This is a genomic window from Candidatus Electronema sp. JM, from assembly GCF_048287415.1.
Classification (GTDB): domain Bacteria; phylum Desulfobacterota; class Desulfobulbia; order Desulfobulbales; family Desulfobulbaceae; genus Electronema.
Genome location: NZ_JBLWEN010000030.1, coordinates 1 through 16,483 on the forward strand (window position 1 = coordinate 1; position 16,483 = coordinate 16,483).

At 55.5% G+C, this 16,483-nt stretch carries 19 protein-coding genes and 1 pseudogene; 5 read left to right on the plus strand and 15 right to left on the minus strand.

Features of this window, described 5'->3' with window-relative positions; translation table 11 throughout:
• Nucleotides 1-320 (minus strand): annotated as a pseudogene (locus ACNKH6_RS06280) (hypothetical protein); the annotation flags it as partial.
• A 143-nt stretch (nt 321-463) separates the two neighbouring features.
• Nucleotides 464-802, minus strand: a complete 339-nt coding sequence (locus ACNKH6_RS06285; protein ID WP_417914695.1) for a hypothetical protein — start codon at nt 800-802, stop codon at nt 464-466.
• Nucleotides 803-1,251: 449 nt separating this feature from the next.
• On the opposite strand from ACNKH6_RS06285, the gene ACNKH6_RS06290 reads away from it, so the two are divergent.
• On the plus strand, nt 1,252-1,536 hold the full coding sequence (locus ACNKH6_RS06290; RefSeq protein ID WP_417914696.1) for a hypothetical protein: 285 nt from the start codon (nt 1,252-1,254) through the stop codon (nt 1,534-1,536).
• Between the two features lie 16 nt (nt 1,537-1,552).
• On the plus strand, nt 1,553-1,759 hold the full coding sequence (locus ACNKH6_RS06295; protein WP_417914697.1) for a hypothetical protein: 207 nt from the start codon (nt 1,553-1,555) through the stop codon (nt 1,757-1,759).
• Between the two features lie 90 nt (nt 1,760-1,849).
• On the opposite strand, the gene ACNKH6_RS06300 is transcribed toward ACNKH6_RS06295, so the two are convergent.
• From ACNKH6_RS06300 to ACNKH6_RS06315, 4 genes are read right to left on the minus strand one after another with little or no spacing between them, the layout of a single operon-like run.
• Nucleotides 1,850-5,050 (minus strand): efflux RND transporter permease subunit, encoded by a 3,201-nt coding sequence (locus tag ACNKH6_RS06300; protein ID WP_417914698.1) that lies wholly within the window; start codon nt 5,048-5,050, stop codon nt 1,850-1,852.
• Nucleotides 5,047-5,439 carry a type II toxin-antitoxin system VapC family toxin gene (locus ACNKH6_RS06305; RefSeq protein WP_417914699.1) on the minus strand — a complete coding sequence of 131 codons (393 nt, stop codon included), beginning with the start codon at nt 5,437-5,439 and terminating at the stop codon, nt 5,047-5,049. The genes ACNKH6_RS06300 and ACNKH6_RS06305 overlap by 4 nt, the downstream gene beginning before the upstream one ends.
• Entirely contained in the window at nt 5,436-5,657 is a 222-nt protein-coding gene (locus tag ACNKH6_RS06310) for a hypothetical protein (RefSeq protein ID WP_417914700.1), read from the minus strand. Before ACNKH6_RS06310 ends, ACNKH6_RS06305 begins: the two co-directional genes overlap by 4 nt.
• Before the next feature lie 13 nt (nt 5,658-5,670).
• Complete coding sequence (locus tag ACNKH6_RS06315; RefSeq protein WP_417914701.1) at nt 5,671-6,831, minus strand: efflux RND transporter periplasmic adaptor subunit; 1,161 nt, start codon at nt 6,829-6,831, stop codon at nt 5,671-5,673.
• A 72-nt stretch (nt 6,832-6,903) separates the two neighbouring features.
• On the opposite strand from ACNKH6_RS06315, the gene ACNKH6_RS06320 reads away from it, so the two are divergent.
• A complete protein-coding gene (locus ACNKH6_RS06320) occupies nt 6,904-7,143 on the plus strand; it encodes a hypothetical protein (protein WP_417914702.1) in 240 nt (79 codons plus the stop codon).
• Here ACNKH6_RS06320 and ACNKH6_RS06325 read toward each other — a convergent pair.
• The 3 genes from ACNKH6_RS06325 to ACNKH6_RS06335 all read right to left on the minus strand — a co-directional run bounded on the left by ACNKH6_RS06325 (nt 7,071) and on the right by ACNKH6_RS06335 (nt 9,105).
• A complete protein-coding gene (locus tag ACNKH6_RS06325) occupies nt 7,071-7,850 on the minus strand; it encodes a 4-hydroxy-tetrahydrodipicolinate reductase (protein ID WP_417914703.1) in 780 nt (259 codons plus the stop codon). The genes ACNKH6_RS06320 and ACNKH6_RS06325 overlap by 73 nt on opposite strands.
• A gap of 98 nt (nt 7,851-7,948) precedes the next feature.
• Nucleotides 7,949-8,422 carry a hypothetical protein gene (locus ACNKH6_RS06330; protein ID WP_417914704.1) on the minus strand — a complete coding sequence of 158 codons (474 nt, stop codon included), beginning with the start codon at nt 8,420-8,422 and terminating at the stop codon, nt 7,949-7,951.
• Between the two features lie 254 nt (nt 8,423-8,676).
• Entirely contained in the window at nt 8,677-9,105 is a 429-nt protein-coding gene (locus ACNKH6_RS06335; RefSeq protein ID WP_417914705.1) for a hypothetical protein, read from the minus strand.
• Between the two features lie 383 nt (nt 9,106-9,488).
• On the opposite strand from ACNKH6_RS06335, the gene ACNKH6_RS06340 reads away from it, so the two are divergent.
• The gene (locus ACNKH6_RS06340; protein WP_417914706.1) at nt 9,489-10,424 is read left to right on the plus strand and encodes an outer membrane beta-barrel protein; all 936 of its coding nucleotides are present in this window, start codon (nt 9,489-9,491) and stop codon (nt 10,422-10,424) included.
• 65 nt (nt 10,425-10,489) lie between these two features.
• On the opposite strand, the gene ACNKH6_RS06345 is transcribed toward ACNKH6_RS06340, so the two are convergent.
• The 3 genes from ACNKH6_RS06345 to ACNKH6_RS06355 form a co-directional block, all read right to left on the minus strand.
• Nucleotides 10,490-11,641, minus strand: coding sequence for a M20/M25/M40 family metallo-hydrolase (locus ACNKH6_RS06345; protein WP_417914707.1), 1,152 nt, complete (start codon nt 11,639-11,641; stop codon nt 10,490-10,492).
• Nucleotides 11,642-11,868: 227 nt separating this feature from the next.
• Nucleotides 11,869-12,645 (minus strand): hypothetical protein, encoded by a 777-nt coding sequence (locus ACNKH6_RS06350; protein ID WP_417914708.1) that lies wholly within the window; start codon nt 12,643-12,645, stop codon nt 11,869-11,871.
• Nucleotides 12,642-13,532 (minus strand): hypothetical protein, encoded by an 891-nt coding sequence (locus tag ACNKH6_RS06355; protein ID WP_417914709.1) that lies wholly within the window; start codon nt 13,530-13,532, stop codon nt 12,642-12,644. The genes ACNKH6_RS06350 and ACNKH6_RS06355 overlap by 4 nt, the downstream gene beginning before the upstream one ends.
• Nucleotides 13,533-13,955: 423 nt before the next feature.
• Here ACNKH6_RS06355 and ACNKH6_RS06360 point away from each other — a divergent pair, with 423 nt between their 5' ends.
• Entirely contained in the window at nt 13,956-14,210 is a 255-nt protein-coding gene (locus ACNKH6_RS06360; RefSeq protein ID WP_417914710.1) for a hypothetical protein, read from the plus strand.
• A 70-nt stretch (nt 14,211-14,280) separates the two neighbouring features.
• Here ACNKH6_RS06360 and ACNKH6_RS06365 read toward each other — a convergent pair whose 3' ends face one another.
• The 3 genes from ACNKH6_RS06365 to ACNKH6_RS06375 form a co-directional block, all read right to left on the minus strand.
• Nucleotides 14,281-15,891 (minus strand): ABC-F family ATP-binding cassette domain-containing protein, encoded by a 1,611-nt coding sequence (locus ACNKH6_RS06365; RefSeq protein WP_417914711.1) that lies wholly within the window; start codon nt 15,889-15,891, stop codon nt 14,281-14,283.
• 107 nt (nt 15,892-15,998) lie between these two features.
• Complete coding sequence (locus ACNKH6_RS06370) at nt 15,999-16,157, minus strand: hypothetical protein (protein ID WP_417914712.1); 159 nt, start codon at nt 16,155-16,157, stop codon at nt 15,999-16,001.
• 84 nt (nt 16,158-16,241) lie between these two features.
• A complete protein-coding gene (locus ACNKH6_RS06375) occupies nt 16,242-16,445 on the minus strand; it encodes a cold-shock protein (RefSeq protein ID WP_417914713.1) in 204 nt (67 codons plus the stop codon).
• Nucleotides 16,446-16,483 lie beyond the last annotated feature (38 nt).

Below are 16,483 nucleotides of genomic sequence, written 5' to 3' on the forward strand. Positions count from 1 at the left end.
AAACGGTGCTGGAAATGCCAAAGATCGTGTGCGCGAATCTGGTCTGTTTTGAAACGTTTTGTCAGATGTGATCCTGCGGTTTCGATACGCTTTCTGATACGTTTGCAGGATTGGACAAGAGGTTCAGGCAGCGCAGTTTTCATATTCTTTCGTGGAGGAGTGACAACAAGAATTTTGTGACGCTCCAACAAGAGAGAATGTCTATGCTCATCAATAAACTCTTTATCTGCTGGAGCTTCTCCTTGGAATCCATCCGGCAAGGTGTCTATACTTTGAATATCGTGCTGACGTGCCGGCAGCAATGGATAATGCGTGATCATGCGCAAGTCGTGAGATGCGCAAACCTAATTTAAATCAGCAGCAGTGCATATCTTTAGCAGCGCAGTATCCAAAATCAGCCTCTGCTGGAAAATAATGGTCTCGTCTAGCTCGAGTGAGGACACAAACAGGCAATGGAACGGTATCAATTACCTGAATATGATTCATTGGACTGTCCAGAGATTATTGTTAAATGTTTTTGAACAGCTGCTTTGACTTGCCATAAATTCGCAGCTTGGCGGACAAACAAAGACCGGTCAGTAAATTTCGGGAAGAAGTGCAGATGATGCGTGTGAAAATATGCAAAGATATCCTTGTCACATTCGATTTTGAAATACTCGCCGCAGATTTCCATGGTGATGACTTCTTCATCTGTCAAGGCAGGCTCAAAGCCGCCGCGACGCAGCCGATATTGCTGCCTGATGACACCGTATTGTTCACAACCAAGCAGAAATACAGCGATAACAAAACTGTCTCGATCCATTGGCGCACTCCTTTTGAATATGGCTTAGATACCGATATCCTACAGGATGCGCCACATGGATCGGGCATCTTTTTTAGGAGTTGCACATTAGGTACATATCATCTGCTCCTGCTGTAGCCGTGCGAAAATTCGGTCAAGCACGCCGTTTTTGCTCCATCGGCTCATGCGGGCGCAGATGCTGAACCAATTGCCGAAATTGCTTGGAAGTCCTCTTCATTTGCACCGATGTTCAAAAATATAAAATATTGCGTTCAACATCGTGAGGTTGTCAAATGTGACATTTCCTCTCTGACGCGGAAATATGCCGGCTGTTTTTTCGCAGCGCTCCTGTGTTATTTTTACAGGCCAGCAATAACAGAAATAGGACTTACGCAAAACCAGAATTCTGAAAGACATGAAGGGAAGGAAAGCGGGATGTTGTCAGACATGCGCCATCGAGCACAAATGACATGGAGCAAGGCACCGCGCAGGCTGTGCGGGAGGCGCGCGGCTTCCGATGGAAGGCCGGGCAGTTTCATCGGGAGACCAGACAGCGTGCCGGCTTGGAAGGATGCCAATGCCGCAAAGCCAGGACTGTCCGCAATCATATTGCCTGCGCAATGCCGGTGCGGATCCGCCTCATACAATTTGCCAAGGAGACACGGCAGACAGTTTATCGTCTCAAGCATGGTCTGCTGTCTGATTATTTGAGGCGGCAACTCAAATCACCAGCCATCCAGATGCGTTTCGCGTAAGTTCTAAGATGTTAACATGAAATGGTCGCCGCCCAAGCTGCAAACACGCAGCCGTATCCTGTCTATGGCGTGTATGTTGTCGGGCGGCATTGGTACTTTATCGCGCTTGATGGCAAAGTATATGGCGAGAGTTGTGGCGTATGACGCGACAAAAGAAGATGAACTCATACAAATAGTCGCCATCCTTAAGAAAATAAAAGTACTAATTGAGCAAATGCTTTAACGTATTGGTGCTGCTCAACTGCCAAGCTGAGTTGATGCCGAATGAACATCTTGCAGAATGCGCGGCATCTTTTCTGCAAGATGTTCAACGTCACGCCGTAACGTGCCCCCTCTCCCACCGCTTCTCCAAGAAATACAGAACCGGCACGGTCATCCGTGAAAAAAGCAGCGAAGCCACTTCGCCTGCCATCAGCGAGATGGCCAAGCCTTGGAAGATGGGGTCAAAGAGGATGACCGAGGCGCCGACCACTACAGCCGCCGCAGTCAGCAGCATGGGCCGGAAGCGCACTGCGCCCGCGTCAATCACCGCCTGATCAAGCGGCATTCCTTCACTCAAGCGCAGCTCGATGAAATCCACCAGAATGATGGAGTTGCGCACGACAATGCCTGCTCCGGCAATGAAGCCGATCATCGATGTGGCGGTGAAGAAGGCGTTCATCCCCATGTGCGCAGGCAATATGCCGATCAGCGAGAAGGGAATGGCGGTCATGATCGTGAAGGGCGTGGTGAAGGACTGAAACCAGCCCACGACCAGCACGAAGATCAGCAGGAGCACCACAGCAAAGGCCAGGCCCAAATCGCGGAAGACCTCGTAGGTGATGTGCCACTCGCCGTCCCATTTCATGGCGAACCGCTCGGTGCTGGCAGGCAGCCCGGCGGTGTGCTGCTCAATCGTGTAGCCCTCCGGCAGCTTCAGCTCGGCAATCTTCTTCTGCATCTCCAAGATGGCATAGACCGGGCTTTCCTTGGCCCCGGCCACGTCGCCGGTGACATACACCACCGGCATCAGGTTTTTATGATAGACGCTCTGCTCGGCCTCGCCCTTCTTGGCCCGCACCAGACTGGCTAAGGGCACCAGCGAGCCGTCCGCTGCCGTGAGCTGCACCTCTTGCAGCCGCTCTATGCCAGCGCGTTGGGCAAAGGGAGCGCGCAGGATGATGTCCACGTCCTCTTTCTCTGGCGGATCGTGGAGCAGGCCCACCTGTTTGCCTTCGGTGACTAAGGCAAGAGCCGAGGCCGCCTGCTGCACACTGATGCCGTTCAGGGCCGCTTTCTCCCGATCCACTTCGAAGTTGTATTGCGTCTGGCCTTCCTCCATGTACCAGTCCACATCCACCACGCCCTCAGTTTTCTCAAAGACCTCGCGGATGCGCAGGGCCAGCTCTTTCTGCCGTTGATAGTCCGGGCCATAGACCTCAGCCACCAGCGTTGACAGCACCGGCGGGCCAGGCGGCACTTCCGCCACCTTGACGCGGGCTTTGTGGCGGACGGCAATCTCAGTCAGCAGGGGCCGCACCCGCTTGGCGATCTCGTGGCTCTGCTCTTTCCGCTCGCCTTTGCCCGCCAAATTGACCTGAATATCCGCCACGTTTGCGCCTTGGCGCAGATAATAATGCCGCACCAGGCCATTGAAGTTGTGCGGGGAAGCCGTGCCTGCATAGACCTGATAATCCGTCACCTCCGGCACAGTGGCGAGCTTGCGGCCCATCTCAAAGGCCACCGCCGCTGTCTCCTCAAGGGTGGCGGTTTCCGGCATGTCGAGGATGACTTGGAACTCGCTCTTGTTGTCAAAGGGCAGCATCTTCACCTTGACCAACTGCGCGGCCACGAGCCAGCACGATGCGGCCAGCAGAGCCGCCACGCCGAGCAGGAAGAACATGCGCAGCAGGCCGTTGTGGAGTATGCCGCCCATGACCCGGCGGTAGAGCCGCGTCATCAGGTCTTCCTTGCCGTGCTCGTGGCCCTTGCCGCCAGACTTGATCAGGCGCAGGCTGGCCCAAGGTGTGACAATGAAGGCGATGAGCAGAGAAAAGACCATCGCTGCGGTCGCGCCAATCGGAATGGGCCGCATGTACGGCCCCATCAGGCCGCCGACAAAGGCCATCGGCAGGATGGCGGCAATGACCGTCATGGTGGCAAGGATGGTCGGATTGCCTACCTCGTCCACCGCCTCCACCGCCACGCTCAGGCGCGGGCGGTCAGCGTTCTCTGGCAGGCGGAAGTGCCGCACCATGTTTTCCACCACCACTATCGCGTCATCCACCAAGATGCCGATGGAGAAGATGAGGGCAAACAAGGTGATGCGGTTCAGCGTGTAGCCGTAGAGATAGAAGACGGTGAGCGTGAGGGCCAGGGTCACCGGTATGGCGAGCGCGACCACGCCGGACTCGCGCAGGCCCAAGGTCAGCCAAATCAGGATAGTGACGCTGACGATGGCAATGCCCATGTGCAGGAGCAGCTCGTCCGACTTCTCCTTGGCCGTTTCGCCATAATGCCGGGTGATGCTGACCGTGACATCCGCAGGAATGACGCGGCCTTTGAGCGACTCCACCCGGTGCAGCACCTTCTCGGCCACGCTGATGGCATTGGCACCTTTGCGCTTGGCAACCGTCAAGGTCACTGCCGCTTCCAAGCCTGCAACCGGCTTGGCTGCTGCTGGCCCGCTGCCGAAGAACACATGCTGCGAGGGTGTCTCGTTGCCTTCCGCCACCGCCGCCACATCGCGGAGAAAGACCGGCCTGCCATTCTGCACACCCACCACCAGCCCTTCCACCTCGCGCACATCGCGGAGAAAGCCGCCCACATGCACCTTCACCTGGCCGTCAGCAGGCGAGGGAAAGGACGCGGCATCAGCTTCATAGTTGGCCTGAATGAGCGCATCAGCCACCCGGTTGAAATCCAAGCCCCGCGCCGCTGTTCGGGCCGGATCAAGGCGCACCTCCACCGTCCGCTTCTCGCCGCCGATCAGCCCAGTGGCGGAAACATCCGGCTCCTGCTTGACTGCGTCCTCCACCTCAGCCGCGATGCGGCGCAGGGTTATATGATCAGCTTGCTTGCCGTGCAGCGTGAGAGCAAGAATCGGCACATCGTCAATCGAGCGCGGCTTGATCAGCGGCTCGGTGACATTGGGCGGAATCAAATCATAGTTGGAGCGCAGCTTGGACTGGAGCCGGACGATGGCGTTCTCCTCGTTCTCGCCAACCTTGAAGCGGACGATAGCCATAGACATGCCCGGACTCGACGTGGAATAGATGTACTCCACGCCCGGAATCTCCCAAAGCAGCTTCTCCATCGGCTTGGTCACGCGAGTTTCAATCTCCCGGCTGCCTGCGCCCGGCATTCCGACCATGATGTCAATCATCGGCACAATAATCTGCGGCTCCTCCTCGCGCGGCAGGGCCAGCACCGCGCCCAAGCCAAGCAGCAGCGAGGCGATGATGATCAGCGGGGTGAGCTTCGATTCGATAAAAAAGGCGGCAATCTTGCCGGAAGGGCCAATGTGGCGGCTCATAATAGCAGCTTGACGTGTGGGTAGTGCAGAATTTTACTGTCTGCGGTCAGCAGCGGGCAGTCATGAATACGGGCGGTGGCGACAATGATTTGATCTGCCGGGTCGCGGTGGAATGCTCCCGGCAGTCGGGTGGATTCAACGAGGATTTCTTTGCTCAGATCGAGCAGCTGAATGCCCGGATAGGCAAGGGCGGTGTCGAACCACTCTTCCAGCGGGCAATGAAGGGACAGTTTCTTGATCTCGACAAGTTTTGCCACCTCCCAGCAGGAGAAGATGCTGACTCCCAGTCCATGCTCTTCATGCGCTTGAATCTGTTCCCGCATTCGGTCGGTCAGCCGAGGTTCACGATGAATCCACCAGACCCAGATGTGGGTGTCCAGGATGATCACTGATACACCTCCCAGTCCATCTCCGGCAGCGGTTCCGTGGGATCAAGATAGGTGACGGGCTTGCCCCAGAACGGATAGCGTTCGTTGTCCTGCTGCGCACGCTTGGCACGGGGAATGATGATGACTTCCAGCTCCTCTCCGGCATTGAAGGGAAGATTGCTCAGGGTTAGCGTCCCTCGCTGCTGCACGGTCAGGTTATATGCGTAGGCTTGCATCATGCCGCTCCGTCCATCATGGCGCAACCTCGACCAGATCGCCGTCAGCCAGCTCAGGTTTAGGCTGGACAACAAAGCGTTCACCCGCCTGAAGACCGGAAAGAATGTCGGCTTTGCCCTCGCTTGTTGCGCCGGGGCGCACGAGACGGAAGCGGGCGCGGCTGTCTTTGTCCAGCACAAACAGGCCGGTGAGCTGGCCGTAGCGGACAAGGGCGGTTTCTGGCGCACAAATGCTCTTGGCGGTGCCAGTGGGGATATAGGCGCGGACAAAAAGGCCGGAGCGCAGGCCCTCCATTTCCGGCAGCTTGACCTGAATGATGAAGGTGCGCGTTTTCGGGTCAGCGGTCGGCTCCACCGCCAGCACCTTGGCCGCAAACGGCTCTGGCGCGGCATCAGGAACCGCCACGCGCAGCTCATCACCCGCCTTGACCTTGCCTGCCAGACTGTCCGGCACGCTCACATCAGCCCGGAAGGCCTGCGTTTTCTCAATGGTGAGCAGCGGTGTGCCGGGATTGGCCAGCGAGCCTGCCTGAATCAGCCGGGCAGTGACGATGCCGTCATACGGAGCCGATACGCCGCTGTCCGCTTTGACGATGCGGGCCGCTGCCTCAGCTTGAGCAAGCCGCGCCGCTGCTGCCTCAATACCCTTGGCTGCCTGCGCCTGCGAGGCGTTCGCCTCACGCTGGGCCGCAGCAGCCTGATCCAAGTTCTGCTGCACACCGATGTTCTTCGCGGCTAAGTCCTTCTGCCGCCGCAGCGTGGTGTCGGCTATATCCGAACGCGCCGCCGCCGCTTCTTTGGCCGCGCTGGCTGACTGCAAGCCTTCCTTGGCCTCGCGCACTGCGGCCTCAGCCTGCCTGATGCGGTCGCTCAGTTGCGAATCACCAATGATCAACAACAAATCGCCCTGCTTGACGCGGTCGCCCTCGCGCACCTTCAGCTCATTGACCATGCCGGTGGTGCGGGCGGCGATCACGCCAGTGGCCTCAGCCCGCACCGTGCCCACCGCTTCATGAACAACCGGCTCATCCGTCATCTGGGCCTCAGCAATGGCCGCCTTGACTGTTTTGCCTTGATCGGCAGCAGGCAGCAGCTTGCGCTCCTGCTCCCCTTTGCAGCCAGCCAAGGCCAGCAGCAGGCAGAAGGCCGAACCAATGAACCGCGTTGAAGGTCTCATAGTATTTTTCCGCAGATGAAGTGATGCTCCGCCCGGTTTGTGGCACTGGGCAGGCGAGGAAGCGCAGTGCTGATGAAGAAAGATGTAATGGCTGGGCGCAGCGTTGTCAAGCAGGAACAGGCTGAGGAGAAAGAGAAAAGGACAGCAGATGCCGAAGCACCGCTGAACAGCGGTCAAGTGCTGTTCAGCGGCCAGCCGGAACGGTCTTTCGGAACAGCCGCTCCCGGCTGCGGCCAGCTCTATCCTTCCGCCCAGCCTGAGGTGCCACCTTGCAGTTTGAAGTACGGCAGGAGCAGATCTTCCATGCTGTAGAAGCCTTTCGGCTTGCCTTTCAGATTCTCAACAGCGAAGAGAATGCCGTTGCCGAATGCCTCGCGGGTGATGGACTCATGCTTCAGACGAACGGTCTGATACGGAAAACCGAACAGAATTTCATGCACACCGATAATGCCTCCAGCTCGGACAGACTTGATGCTGTCCTCTTCCATGCCGAGTGTCCGGGCAATGATTTTAGCTGTGCCTGAAACCTCCTTTTTCATCTTGAAATGCTCCTCCATGATCTCAATATCCGTGTATGGAGCGATGGTTTTCAAGATTTTCGCCGCGATGAGCAGAAAGTTGATGCCGACTGTGATATTGGGCGAGTGCATCACCACAGTCCGTTTCGACAATTTATGCAGCCGCCGCAGCGTCGCTTTGGAATAATTGGAGATTGCGCTGACTATGGTCACGCCATAATCCGCAGCCGCATCCCCGTAATACTCAATGCCGCTCTCTGAAGAGAAGTCAATCACCGCATCAACCGGGAATTTGCTGAACAGTTCCTCAGCGGAGAACTCTTCTTTGGAGTGAATACAGCCCGGCTCGTCAGATTCAACACCGAGGAATTCAGGAACGGAGCGGTGTTCAAGCCGTCTGGAGCGGCGCACCACCCATTGCAGTTTGGTTTGTTTGGATTCAAGCAGCACGGAAGCGACTGCCTTGCCTGTTTTTCCAAAACCGATGATGCCAACTTTCATTCCTGTTCCTCCCTGATGTATTGATTATGCGGAAAAAAGCAAAGGCGGACGAGAAAATCCGCCTCTGCGCGGTGTTCGTGCGGAGCCGCTGGCCGCTCTCACTCCTTCTTGCTTTTCTTTTTGCCTGCGCCGAAGTGATCGGCCAAGAAGGCGAAGGCGTAGCCCACCTGCGGATCGAATTCCGCTGCCGCCTGAATCCGCTGATACAGTTTCAGAACAGGCCGATAGGCTTCAGCAAGATGCGCCATGCGGGTTTCTCGCACCTGCTCGGCCCGCCGCTCCAGCCAGTCGGAGTACGGCTGAAGCTGATCGGCCAGCTCAAGGTGCTCCGCGACTTTGTCCGGGTCAAAATCTGCGGCAGTCAGCTTCAGCGCGGCCTCGAAATCAGGATACAGGGCCAGCGTCTGGCGGGCGATCTCCGCAAAATCTGTGCGCGGCTTGGGCAGATTGCGGATTTCCTCCTGATCAAAGTCAACGAGCTGAAACGCCGACAGGTCAATCTGCTTGTCCGCCAAGGTCGGCACATGATGCGGATTGTTTGGAGGATTGGGGTTGTTCGGATTGTCAGGCATCTTCGGCCTCCTGAGGCTGAATTGTGCTGCGGAACGCTGCCGGTCATGCGCTGGTCATAGCCGAGAGCAGCATTTTTCGTATCACGGGATACGATGAACGTATAGTAAGGTATCGTTGAACGTATCCCTGCCATACGTTTTTCCTATCGCCGGATACGTTGAACGTATGGTGAGGATACGTTCTGCGTATCGCGGGATACGAAGAAGCTCACATTGTACTGCCATGATCAGCATTCCATTGCTTCGCAGCAATGTCAAGCGGAAAAACAGGGCTGTCTGAATTCGGTGCTGGCCTCCGCAAGGCGGCCTGAGCAGTCGGCAGGGCAGGAATTCCAGCAGCCTGCGCCGCCGGTCTGCAAGGAATGGGCGCAGCAGCGGAAGGAATGCCGCTCGCTGCTGATGCTGAAGCCGCCGTTGCGCCCGCTGCATGGGCAATGGTCATATTCGGCGGCGAAATCCACCTGAATGACCCCGCAGCGCACCGATAAATCGCGGTTAATCAGAAAGGTGACGCGGTCAAAGATAAAGATCAGGTCGTCGGCCTGCGCTTCGTCCAGCGTGAAGCGCAGATTTTCACCAACGCAGCTCCCACCCATCATGGTGATGCGGACTGCGGCAGCAAAACCATGCTCGCGCAGATGCTCTTTTATGGCAGCCAGGGCTGTTGTGCTTACGGTCAGCATATTCCTCCCCCTTTCTCACAATGTTATGCGTTCTCCTACTGCGTTGTTGTTGCGGAAGTTTACCTGATATTGCCTGCGAGGGAAACAGGAATTCTTGAGCTGCATCAAGAAGATTCTCTGCTTTTGCTACAGGCGGCTCTCTCCGGGAGGCAGAGCAGTATTAAAAATTGTTTTCCGCTGCGGACAGCAGGATGAACTTCACTGCTTTTACGGAGAAATTATCCGCAAAATCAAAAGACAACTATTGGGTGCAGAAAATTGCACCAGCACTATTTTTCTTGCTTTTGCGCCGTCATCTCATTATCATTAGTTAGGAAAAAAATTCTGTGCTGAAAGCGGTTCGGCAACGACAGAGCAACCAGAACACACATAAAGGGGAAAAGATGAAAAAAATACTGAGCGCAGCTGCGGCATCTGTCCTGCTGTTCGGGGCCGCAGGATACAGTCTTGCCGGCTCCAAATATAAGCCAGTCAAGGGGCCGGCGGCATCTCAGGGCTGTTCGGGCGACTGTCAGGATCAGATTGACTCGCTGAACTCCAGCCAAGCCCGTCAAGATGAGCAGATCAACGGGCTGAACTCCAGCCAGGCGCGTCAGGACGAGCAAATCAATGCGCTGCAAGCTGATCAGGGCCGTCAGGATTCGCAAATCAATGCCTTGGAGGCTGGACAGGCCCAGCAGGATGAGCATATTAGAGCCAACTCCGCCCGGCTTGATCAGCATGACAACGAGATCAACGCTCTGAAAAGCCGCAAGCACGGTGCCGAGTACAATCCGTGGTACGTCAAGGGCTTGGCCCGGATGATCTGGAGCGGCTCGATGGACGCGGACAAAGCTGAGTACGGCTTCAAGGCCGACACCGACACCGGCTACGGTCTGGCCCTTGCTGGCGGTCGTAAAATCGGCAATTTCCGTGCTGAGGCTGAACTGGCCACCCAGACCACAGATTTCGCCACCAAGGGATTGGAAGATATGAGTGTCAGAAGCATGATGTTCAACGGCTTCTACCATATTCCGGTCTCCACGTTCGGCATCCTTGTCGGCCCGAAATGCGACCCGCTGTCTATCTATGGCATGGCCGGTTTGGGCGCAGGCAAGGCTGATGTCTCCTTCAGCAATGGCGCGGAAGACAGCGAGACTACCTTCGCCTACAAGGTCGGCGCAGGCGTGGCGTATGACATCGCCTCCAACATGGCGGTTGATTTGGGCTACGAATACATGCGTCTCTCCGACATTGAGCTGGGCGATGACCACAACCTGCTCCGCCTGAACGACATGAAGAGCAGCTCCATCAACGCCGCATTCAGATATTCCTTCTGAGCGCAGTCCTCTTCATCCAGCTCCTGTCTGCCGCTGCGGAACGGCGGACAGGAGCTGTCCTGTTTTCACGCCAACGCTAAAGCCAGCACCAGCCGGGTGAGCTGGCTCATGTCTTCCAAGCTGACTTCCTCAGCCGTTGAGTGGACATTAGTCATGCCGGTGGCGACAATCGCTGTCGGCAGGCCGCAGCCGTTGAATATGTTGGCATCGCTGCCGCCGCCCGCAATCTCGTAGCGCAGCTCCATGCTGATGCTGGCTGCCGCGTCGGCAATCCGGCGGATCACCGCATCCTCCATGCCCAGCTTCATTGCTGGGAAATCCAGAACTGCTTGAAAATCCAGTTCCGGTCGCCCCTGCGCCTGCCCTGACATATCCTGCCAGCCCGAAATCACGCTGCGGAACGCCGCTTCAATCTCCCGTGTCAGCCGCTCCAGTTTCACCATAGAATGACTGCGCACCTCGCCTTCGATCAGCACGTCCTCCGGCACAATGTTGGTGGCGGTTCCGCCGTGGATGGTGCCAAAATTGACCGTGGTTTCATGGTCAATTCTGCCGCTCGGAGCTGCGGCCAAGGCTTTGGCGGCCAGCATGACCGCGCTGATGCCTTTTTCCGGGTGCAGACCGGCGTGCGCCGCTGCGCCTTTGACCCGGATGCTGAGGCGGTTTGAGGCAGGCGCACCGATGAGCACCCGGCCAAACCCGCTGCTGTCCAAGGCGTAGCCCATTTTTGCCCGAACTTGCGCCGGATCAAGGGCTTTCGCGCCCAGCAGGCCGATTTCCTCGCTGGTGGTGAAGATAAATTCCAGCGGCGCATGAGGCAGCCCATGTTCTTGCAGCACCTGCCATGCTTCAATCAGGGCGGCGATGGCCGATTTGTCGTCGCTGCCGAGGATGGTGTCGCCGCTGCTGGTGAAGCGGTCGCCCTGGCGAATGACTTTAATGCCGCGCCCCGGCTCCACCGTGTCAAGATGGCAGCAGAAAAACAGCGGTTCCCGCGCCGGGTCGCCGTCAAAGCGGAACATCAGGTTGCCGCACTGCGAGCCAGTCTGCGCAGCGGAATCGTCCTCGAACGGCGGCGGCGCACCGCATGAGCAAAGCAGCTCTGTCACCAGCGCGGCCATCCGGCCTTCCTCGCCAGAGGGGCTGTCGGTTTCGCAAAGCCGGATGAAGGTGCGGGCGAGCCGCTCCCGGTTGACAGGCAAAATGGAGATAGTCATGATGTGTGGTGAAGTTAACCCAAGTTGTGACCTTGCGAATGTAAATACACGCGCAGGAGAGCCTGGAACTCAAGATTACAACATTTTGCTGTTTATGCGATAAGTTTCGAGGAGCACGGCTGAGATTACGCCCGCAGCATCATGAAAAACTCAGGTGCAAAGCACAACAAAAGGCGCAACCCAAACCAGGGTTGCGCCTTTTGTTGTGCTTCAAGAGGGCAATGTGTTTATTTCACCGCTTCTTGCGCATGGAAACGTTCAAGAGCTTTGATCTCCTGCTCCAGCTTGTCTGTGGAGGCAAGAACGATCACCGGCAGTGCCTGTTCCTGCACGCCAAGATAAAATTCTTTGGCTACTGGCCAGAATTTGTTGATGTTCTGGACATTGGCCTGAACATTCTCCGGGTAGCTGGAGTAAGCGTTGATTTTGGCAAGACCATCCTCAAAATCTTTCACCGCCTTTTCCAGCTGCACGACGTTGTTGTAATCCTTGAAGCCAGCCTTATGGGCGATGTAGTATTTGTTGACCCGCTCCAGCAGGAAAAGGAGCTGATCCACTTCGGCGATCATGCCTGCTTCCGCGCCCTTGCCCTTGTGCTTTCCGCCCAAGTTGTTGGCCCCTTCCAGCAGCGACTCGCTGTAGTCAATCATCAGCGCACCAGCTTCCTTCGTGTAGGGCTTGCTCAACATGCTGTCCAGCTCGCTGTGCGTGTAGGCAAGGAATTTATTGATGTTCTTTTCATCCTTGCTGTCGCCGCTGCCTGCCGCGAGCTTTTTGATGCTGGATTGAAGCTGGCTCAAGCTCTCCTTCATATCCGTGTCCGCCTGATCAGCCCGGATGTCCAATTGCTTGTAAAAATATGCTTTGGCGATTTTCTGGCTGCATATTTCAACATCCTTGGCTGTCTTCAGCATATCCAGCTCCTGCTGATCCACATTTGCCGACGCAGTGCCGACATACAGGGCGCAGAATGCCGCCGCTGCAACTGCTGTTCTGCTTTTCATACATGCTCCTCCATAACATGCAGTAGTTGAGAAACTTCTTCGTTCTCTTTCATCACCTTTTTCTCATCAGCAACCGGCAGAAAATACCCTGACACCGTTCCTTCCACCACTTTTTCTTCGCTCTTCAAGATATCGCGCAGTGTGTCGAAGATTTTGCTGGCACTTTTTTCCGCCTGCATCGGCATGAAACGGCCTGATGTGCTTTTGGTCATCACACTGAAGGCAACGAAATCATTTTCTGTTCCCTTCAGTTTTTCTTTGATTTCCTTGGAGACCAGCTTGTCGTCGGCTGCAAGCAAATCTTGATAAATTTTTTCGGTATCATTAGTAGTTTGTGTCACTTCCTGCTCAAAGCTGGCATCTGCGACACCCCACGCTTTCATCAGATACAGAGCAGCCATCCGCTGTGATTCCAAACCAAGCTCGGCAACCAGCACCACATCATGTTCGCCCTTGATGCTGGTATCTTTGGCCAAGTCATCCGCCACCTGCTCGCAACGGCTTGTATATGCCTCCACTTTTTTGCGCAGATCGCTCATCTTTGTTTTGTCTGGAGCTTTCTCAAGTTCGGGCTTAAGTGCGCTCCAAGATTTCTCCACTTCCGTCACCTCGGCCATCAGCTTGTCGTTCAGCTTGTGGCTTTTCAGCGTGCCAAAATATTGATCCACGGTCTTGATGTTGGCATCCAAATCCTTCTTGGGATCATGATAGGTCACGCCCATGCCGACCAGCGCGTAATCTTTCAGAATACGTTGAGAATACATGCAGATGTCAGCAATCTCATGCACATCTTCGGCTGAGGCGTTCGCCGAAACTTCCGAGCAGAACAGGGTCAGTCCGGCGGTCAGCAGATAGAAAAATTTCCTGGATGCGTTTTGCTGCTTCACGATGTTGCTCCTCCTGATTTTTTTATACAAAACGGTCTGATGCCGTATCTTCAGCATATTGATGCTGCGAAAAAAAAAGCTCCCAGCAGGCTCCGCTGCTGTCACAAATTCTCTCTATGCCAGAACCATGCCAGTTTTTTGATGTTTTTAAAAATGTGGCACTAAAATAGATACAATCTATTGAATTTATTAGAAAATAAAAAAATGCTAATACCTTATTGACAATGAGAACGTTTCTCGCTTTGTTAAAGCTGGATATTTTTTATCCAATTCAGGCAATACCTGTATATTTTTTACTCAGTCAACTTGAGGTGGACAGGATGGAGCACCTCCTTCCTGCTGTACAACATTGCCTGAAGCAGCTATAATAAATTTCAGAATGCCGAATATTCCCAAAGAAATAGCATTTGGAGGCGGATACTTATGAGCGGTGTGATGTGGTTGCTGTTTGCAGTCATGCTGGCCCTGCTGGTGCTGTCGCTGATCTGGTTTGTCTGGAAACTGCGCGAATTCAGCCAGTCACAAAGTCAGATTTATTTTGATGACAAGCTGATGCAGGCCATGCTGAAAGACAAGGAGTTGTCGAACAAGGTGAAAAAGGCCTTGGTCAAACAGGCAAGTGCGGGTGGCGTGGCGGAAGAGGAGGAAGACAGAGGGGAGGAGGAGAGGAAAAAATAAGCGCGCAACAAAGCATCACAAGGGGCGAAAATTTCTTCGCCCCCTGCGGCGTGTTGCGCAAAAAAATTGCTCAGGCTGCCTCCAGCTCCAAGCCGCAGCAGGTGGTCAGGTAGTCGTCGAAGCTCATCCGCGCGTCGGCAATGCGGTCAGGCAGGAATTCAATGATCCGGTTGGCCACTGTTGAAACAAGCTGGTGGTCGTGCGAGGAGAACAGCATCGCTTCCGGGTAGGCGGTCAGCGCGTTGTTGAGCGAGGTGATGGATTCAAGGTCGAGATGGTTGGTCGGCTCGTCGAGCATCAGGACATTGGCCCCGGAAAGCATCATCCGCGACAACATGCAGCGCACGCGCTCGCCGCCGGAGAGGACAGAAACCTTTTTCAGGGCCTCCTCGCCGGAGAAGAGCATACGCCCTAAGAAGCCGCGGACAAAGCTCTCGGTCTCCTGCGGCGGCGCATACTGCCGCAGCCAGGTGACGATGTTCATGTCCGTGTCTTTGAAGTAGGAGTTGTTTTCCTTGGGGAAATAGGCCTTGCTGATGGTCACTCCCCAGCGCACCGTGCCCTCGTCAGGCTCCAGCTCGCCGGCCAGAATCTGGAAGAGCGTGGTTTTTGCCAAGCCGTTGGAGCCGACAAAAGCGATTTTGTCGCCTTTGCCTACGCTCAGGCTGAAATCCTTGAACATCTGCACCCCGTCAATGCTCTTGCTCAGATGCTCGATCTCCAAGATGATGTCGCCGCTGGGCCGCTCCGGCTTGAAATCAATGTAGGGGTATTTGCGCGAGGACATCGGAATGTCCTCGATGGTCAGCTTCTCCAGCAGTTTCTTGCGCGAAGTGGCCTGCTTGGCCTTGGAGGCGTTGGAGCTGAAGCGGCGGATGAAGTCCTTCAGCTCCTGCTCCTTGGCTTTGTTCTTTTTATTCTCGGTCTCTTTCTGGCGAATTTGCAGCTGGCTGGCCTGCTGCCAGAAATCATAGTTGCCGACAAAGACCTGAATCTTGCCGTAGTCAATGTCCGCCATGTGCGTGCAGACCTGATTGAGGAAATGCCGGTCATGCGAGACAATAATTACCGTGTTCTGAAAGCGGGTGAGGAAATTCTCCAGCCAAGTGATGGTGGCTATGTCTAGCTGGTTGGTCGGCTCGTCTAAGAGAAGAATGTCCGGGTTGCCGAACAGGGCCTGGGCGAGCAGGACGCGCACCTTGTCCGTGCCCTCCAGCTCCTTCATTTTCTTCTGCCGCAAGTCCTCGCCGATGCCCACGCCGTTGAGCAGCACCGCCGCCTCAGCCTCAGCCTCGTAGCCGTTCATCTCGCCGAAGAGCATTTCCAGCTCGCCGGAGCGGATGCCGTCCTCTTCGGTGAATTCGGTCTTAGCGTAGATTTTCTCGCGCTCGGCCATCACCTCGTAGAGCTTCTGATGCCCCATGATTACGGTGTCAATGACCTTGTGCTCATCAAAGGCGAACTGGTCCTGGCGGAGCACGGCAAGGCGCTTGCCGGGCTCAATCAAAATCTGCCCCTGCTGCGGCTCAATCTCGCCGGAAAGAATTTTCAGAAAGGTGGATTTGCCCGCGCCGTTGGCCCCGATCAGGCCGTAGCAGTTGCCGGGAGTGAACTTGATGTTCACTTCTTTGAAAATGACTCTTTTGCCGTAGGAAAGACCGATATTGGTTGCAGTGATCATGGCGGTGCGAATAAATAAGGGAAAATAGAGAAAAATGGAGCTGCGGGGAGGGAGGAGGGAAGGCCGGATGCAGCATCTGGCCTCCGCCGGAAGGGCCGCAGGCGCAGTTATTCGCCGGACGGCGGCTCGTCCTGCCCGGCAGCGTCCTCCCTGCCGTCATCTGTTTTTTGTTTTTTTACCAGCTTCTGCTGCTGCTTCTCTTCCTGTTTCTTCTTTTTTGCCAGTTCCCGCTGGCGTTTTTCAAAGGAATAGTTTGTCTTGGCCAAAAGAAATGCTCCTTCAGGAAAGTAATCAAAAAAAAAGACCCCGCAGCCTGCACGGGGTCTTGTCGGCACTGCCCGGTTCAGTTCTTACTTCTTCTGAACGACATTCTCTGCGGCCAGACCTTTCGGGCCGTTGACCACGTCAAAAGAGACGCGCGCGCCCTCTTGGAGGGATTTGAAACCATCCGCTTTGATCGCGGAATGATGGACGAACACATCTGCTCCGCCGTCCTGCTGAATGAAACCGAAGCCTTTGGCATCGTTAAACCACTTCACTGTACCTTCTGCCATGTTGCTGCTCTCCTTGCGAGCTGAACATCATCTGCTGT

Excerpts from the sequence above, each read along its gene's own strand:
- ACNKH6_RS06330 (WP_417914704.1), bottom strand. The coding sequence starts at position 8,422 with ATGCCTGACAATCCGAACAACCCCAATCCTCCAAACAATCCGCATCAT.
- ACNKH6_RS06340 (WP_417914706.1), top strand. The coding sequence starts at position 9,489 with ATGAAAAAAATACTGAGCGCAGCTGCGGCATCTGTCCTGCTGTTCGGG.
- ACNKH6_RS06300 (WP_417914698.1), bottom strand. The coding sequence starts at position 5,050 with ATGAGCCGCCACATTGGCCCTTCCGGCAAGATTGCCGCCTTTTTTATC.
- ACNKH6_RS06320 (WP_417914702.1), top strand. The coding sequence starts at position 6,904 with ATGAAGAAAGATGTAATGGCTGGGCGCAGCGTTGTCAAGCAGGAACAG.
- ACNKH6_RS06375 (WP_417914713.1), bottom strand. The coding sequence starts at position 16,445 with ATGGCAGAAGGTACAGTGAAGTGGTTTAACGATGCCAAAGGCTTCGGT.
- ACNKH6_RS06345 (WP_417914707.1), bottom strand. The coding sequence starts at position 11,641 with ATGACTATCTCCATTTTGCCTGTCAACCGGGAGCGGCTCGCCCGCACC.
- ACNKH6_RS06310 (WP_417914700.1), bottom strand. The coding sequence starts at position 5,657 with ATGATGCAAGCCTACGCATATAACCTGACCGTGCAGCAGCGAGGGACG.
- ACNKH6_RS06315 (WP_417914701.1), bottom strand. The coding sequence starts at position 6,831 with ATGAGACCTTCAACGCGGTTCATTGGTTCGGCCTTCTGCCTGCTGCTG.
- ACNKH6_RS06285 (WP_417914695.1), bottom strand. The coding sequence starts at position 802 with ATGGATCGAGACAGTTTTGTTATCGCTGTATTTCTGCTTGGTTGTGAA.
- ACNKH6_RS06290 (WP_417914696.1), top strand. The coding sequence starts at position 1,252 with ATGGAGCAAGGCACCGCGCAGGCTGTGCGGGAGGCGCGCGGCTTCCGA.
- ACNKH6_RS06325 (WP_417914703.1), bottom strand. The coding sequence starts at position 7,850 with ATGAAAGTTGGCATCATCGGTTTTGGAAAAACAGGCAAGGCAGTCGCT.
- ACNKH6_RS06360 (WP_417914710.1), top strand. The coding sequence starts at position 13,956 with ATGAGCGGTGTGATGTGGTTGCTGTTTGCAGTCATGCTGGCCCTGCTG.
- ACNKH6_RS06365 (WP_417914711.1), bottom strand. The coding sequence starts at position 15,891 with ATGATCACTGCAACCAATATCGGTCTTTCCTACGGCAAAAGAGTCATT.
- ACNKH6_RS06335 (WP_417914705.1), bottom strand. The coding sequence starts at position 9,105 with ATGCTGACCGTAAGCACAACAGCCCTGGCTGCCATAAAAGAGCATCTG.
- ACNKH6_RS06295 (WP_417914697.1), top strand. The coding sequence starts at position 1,553 with ATGAAATGGTCGCCGCCCAAGCTGCAAACACGCAGCCGTATCCTGTCT.
- ACNKH6_RS06350 (WP_417914708.1), bottom strand. The coding sequence starts at position 12,645 with ATGAAAAGCAGAACAGCAGTTGCAGCGGCGGCATTCTGCGCCCTGTAT.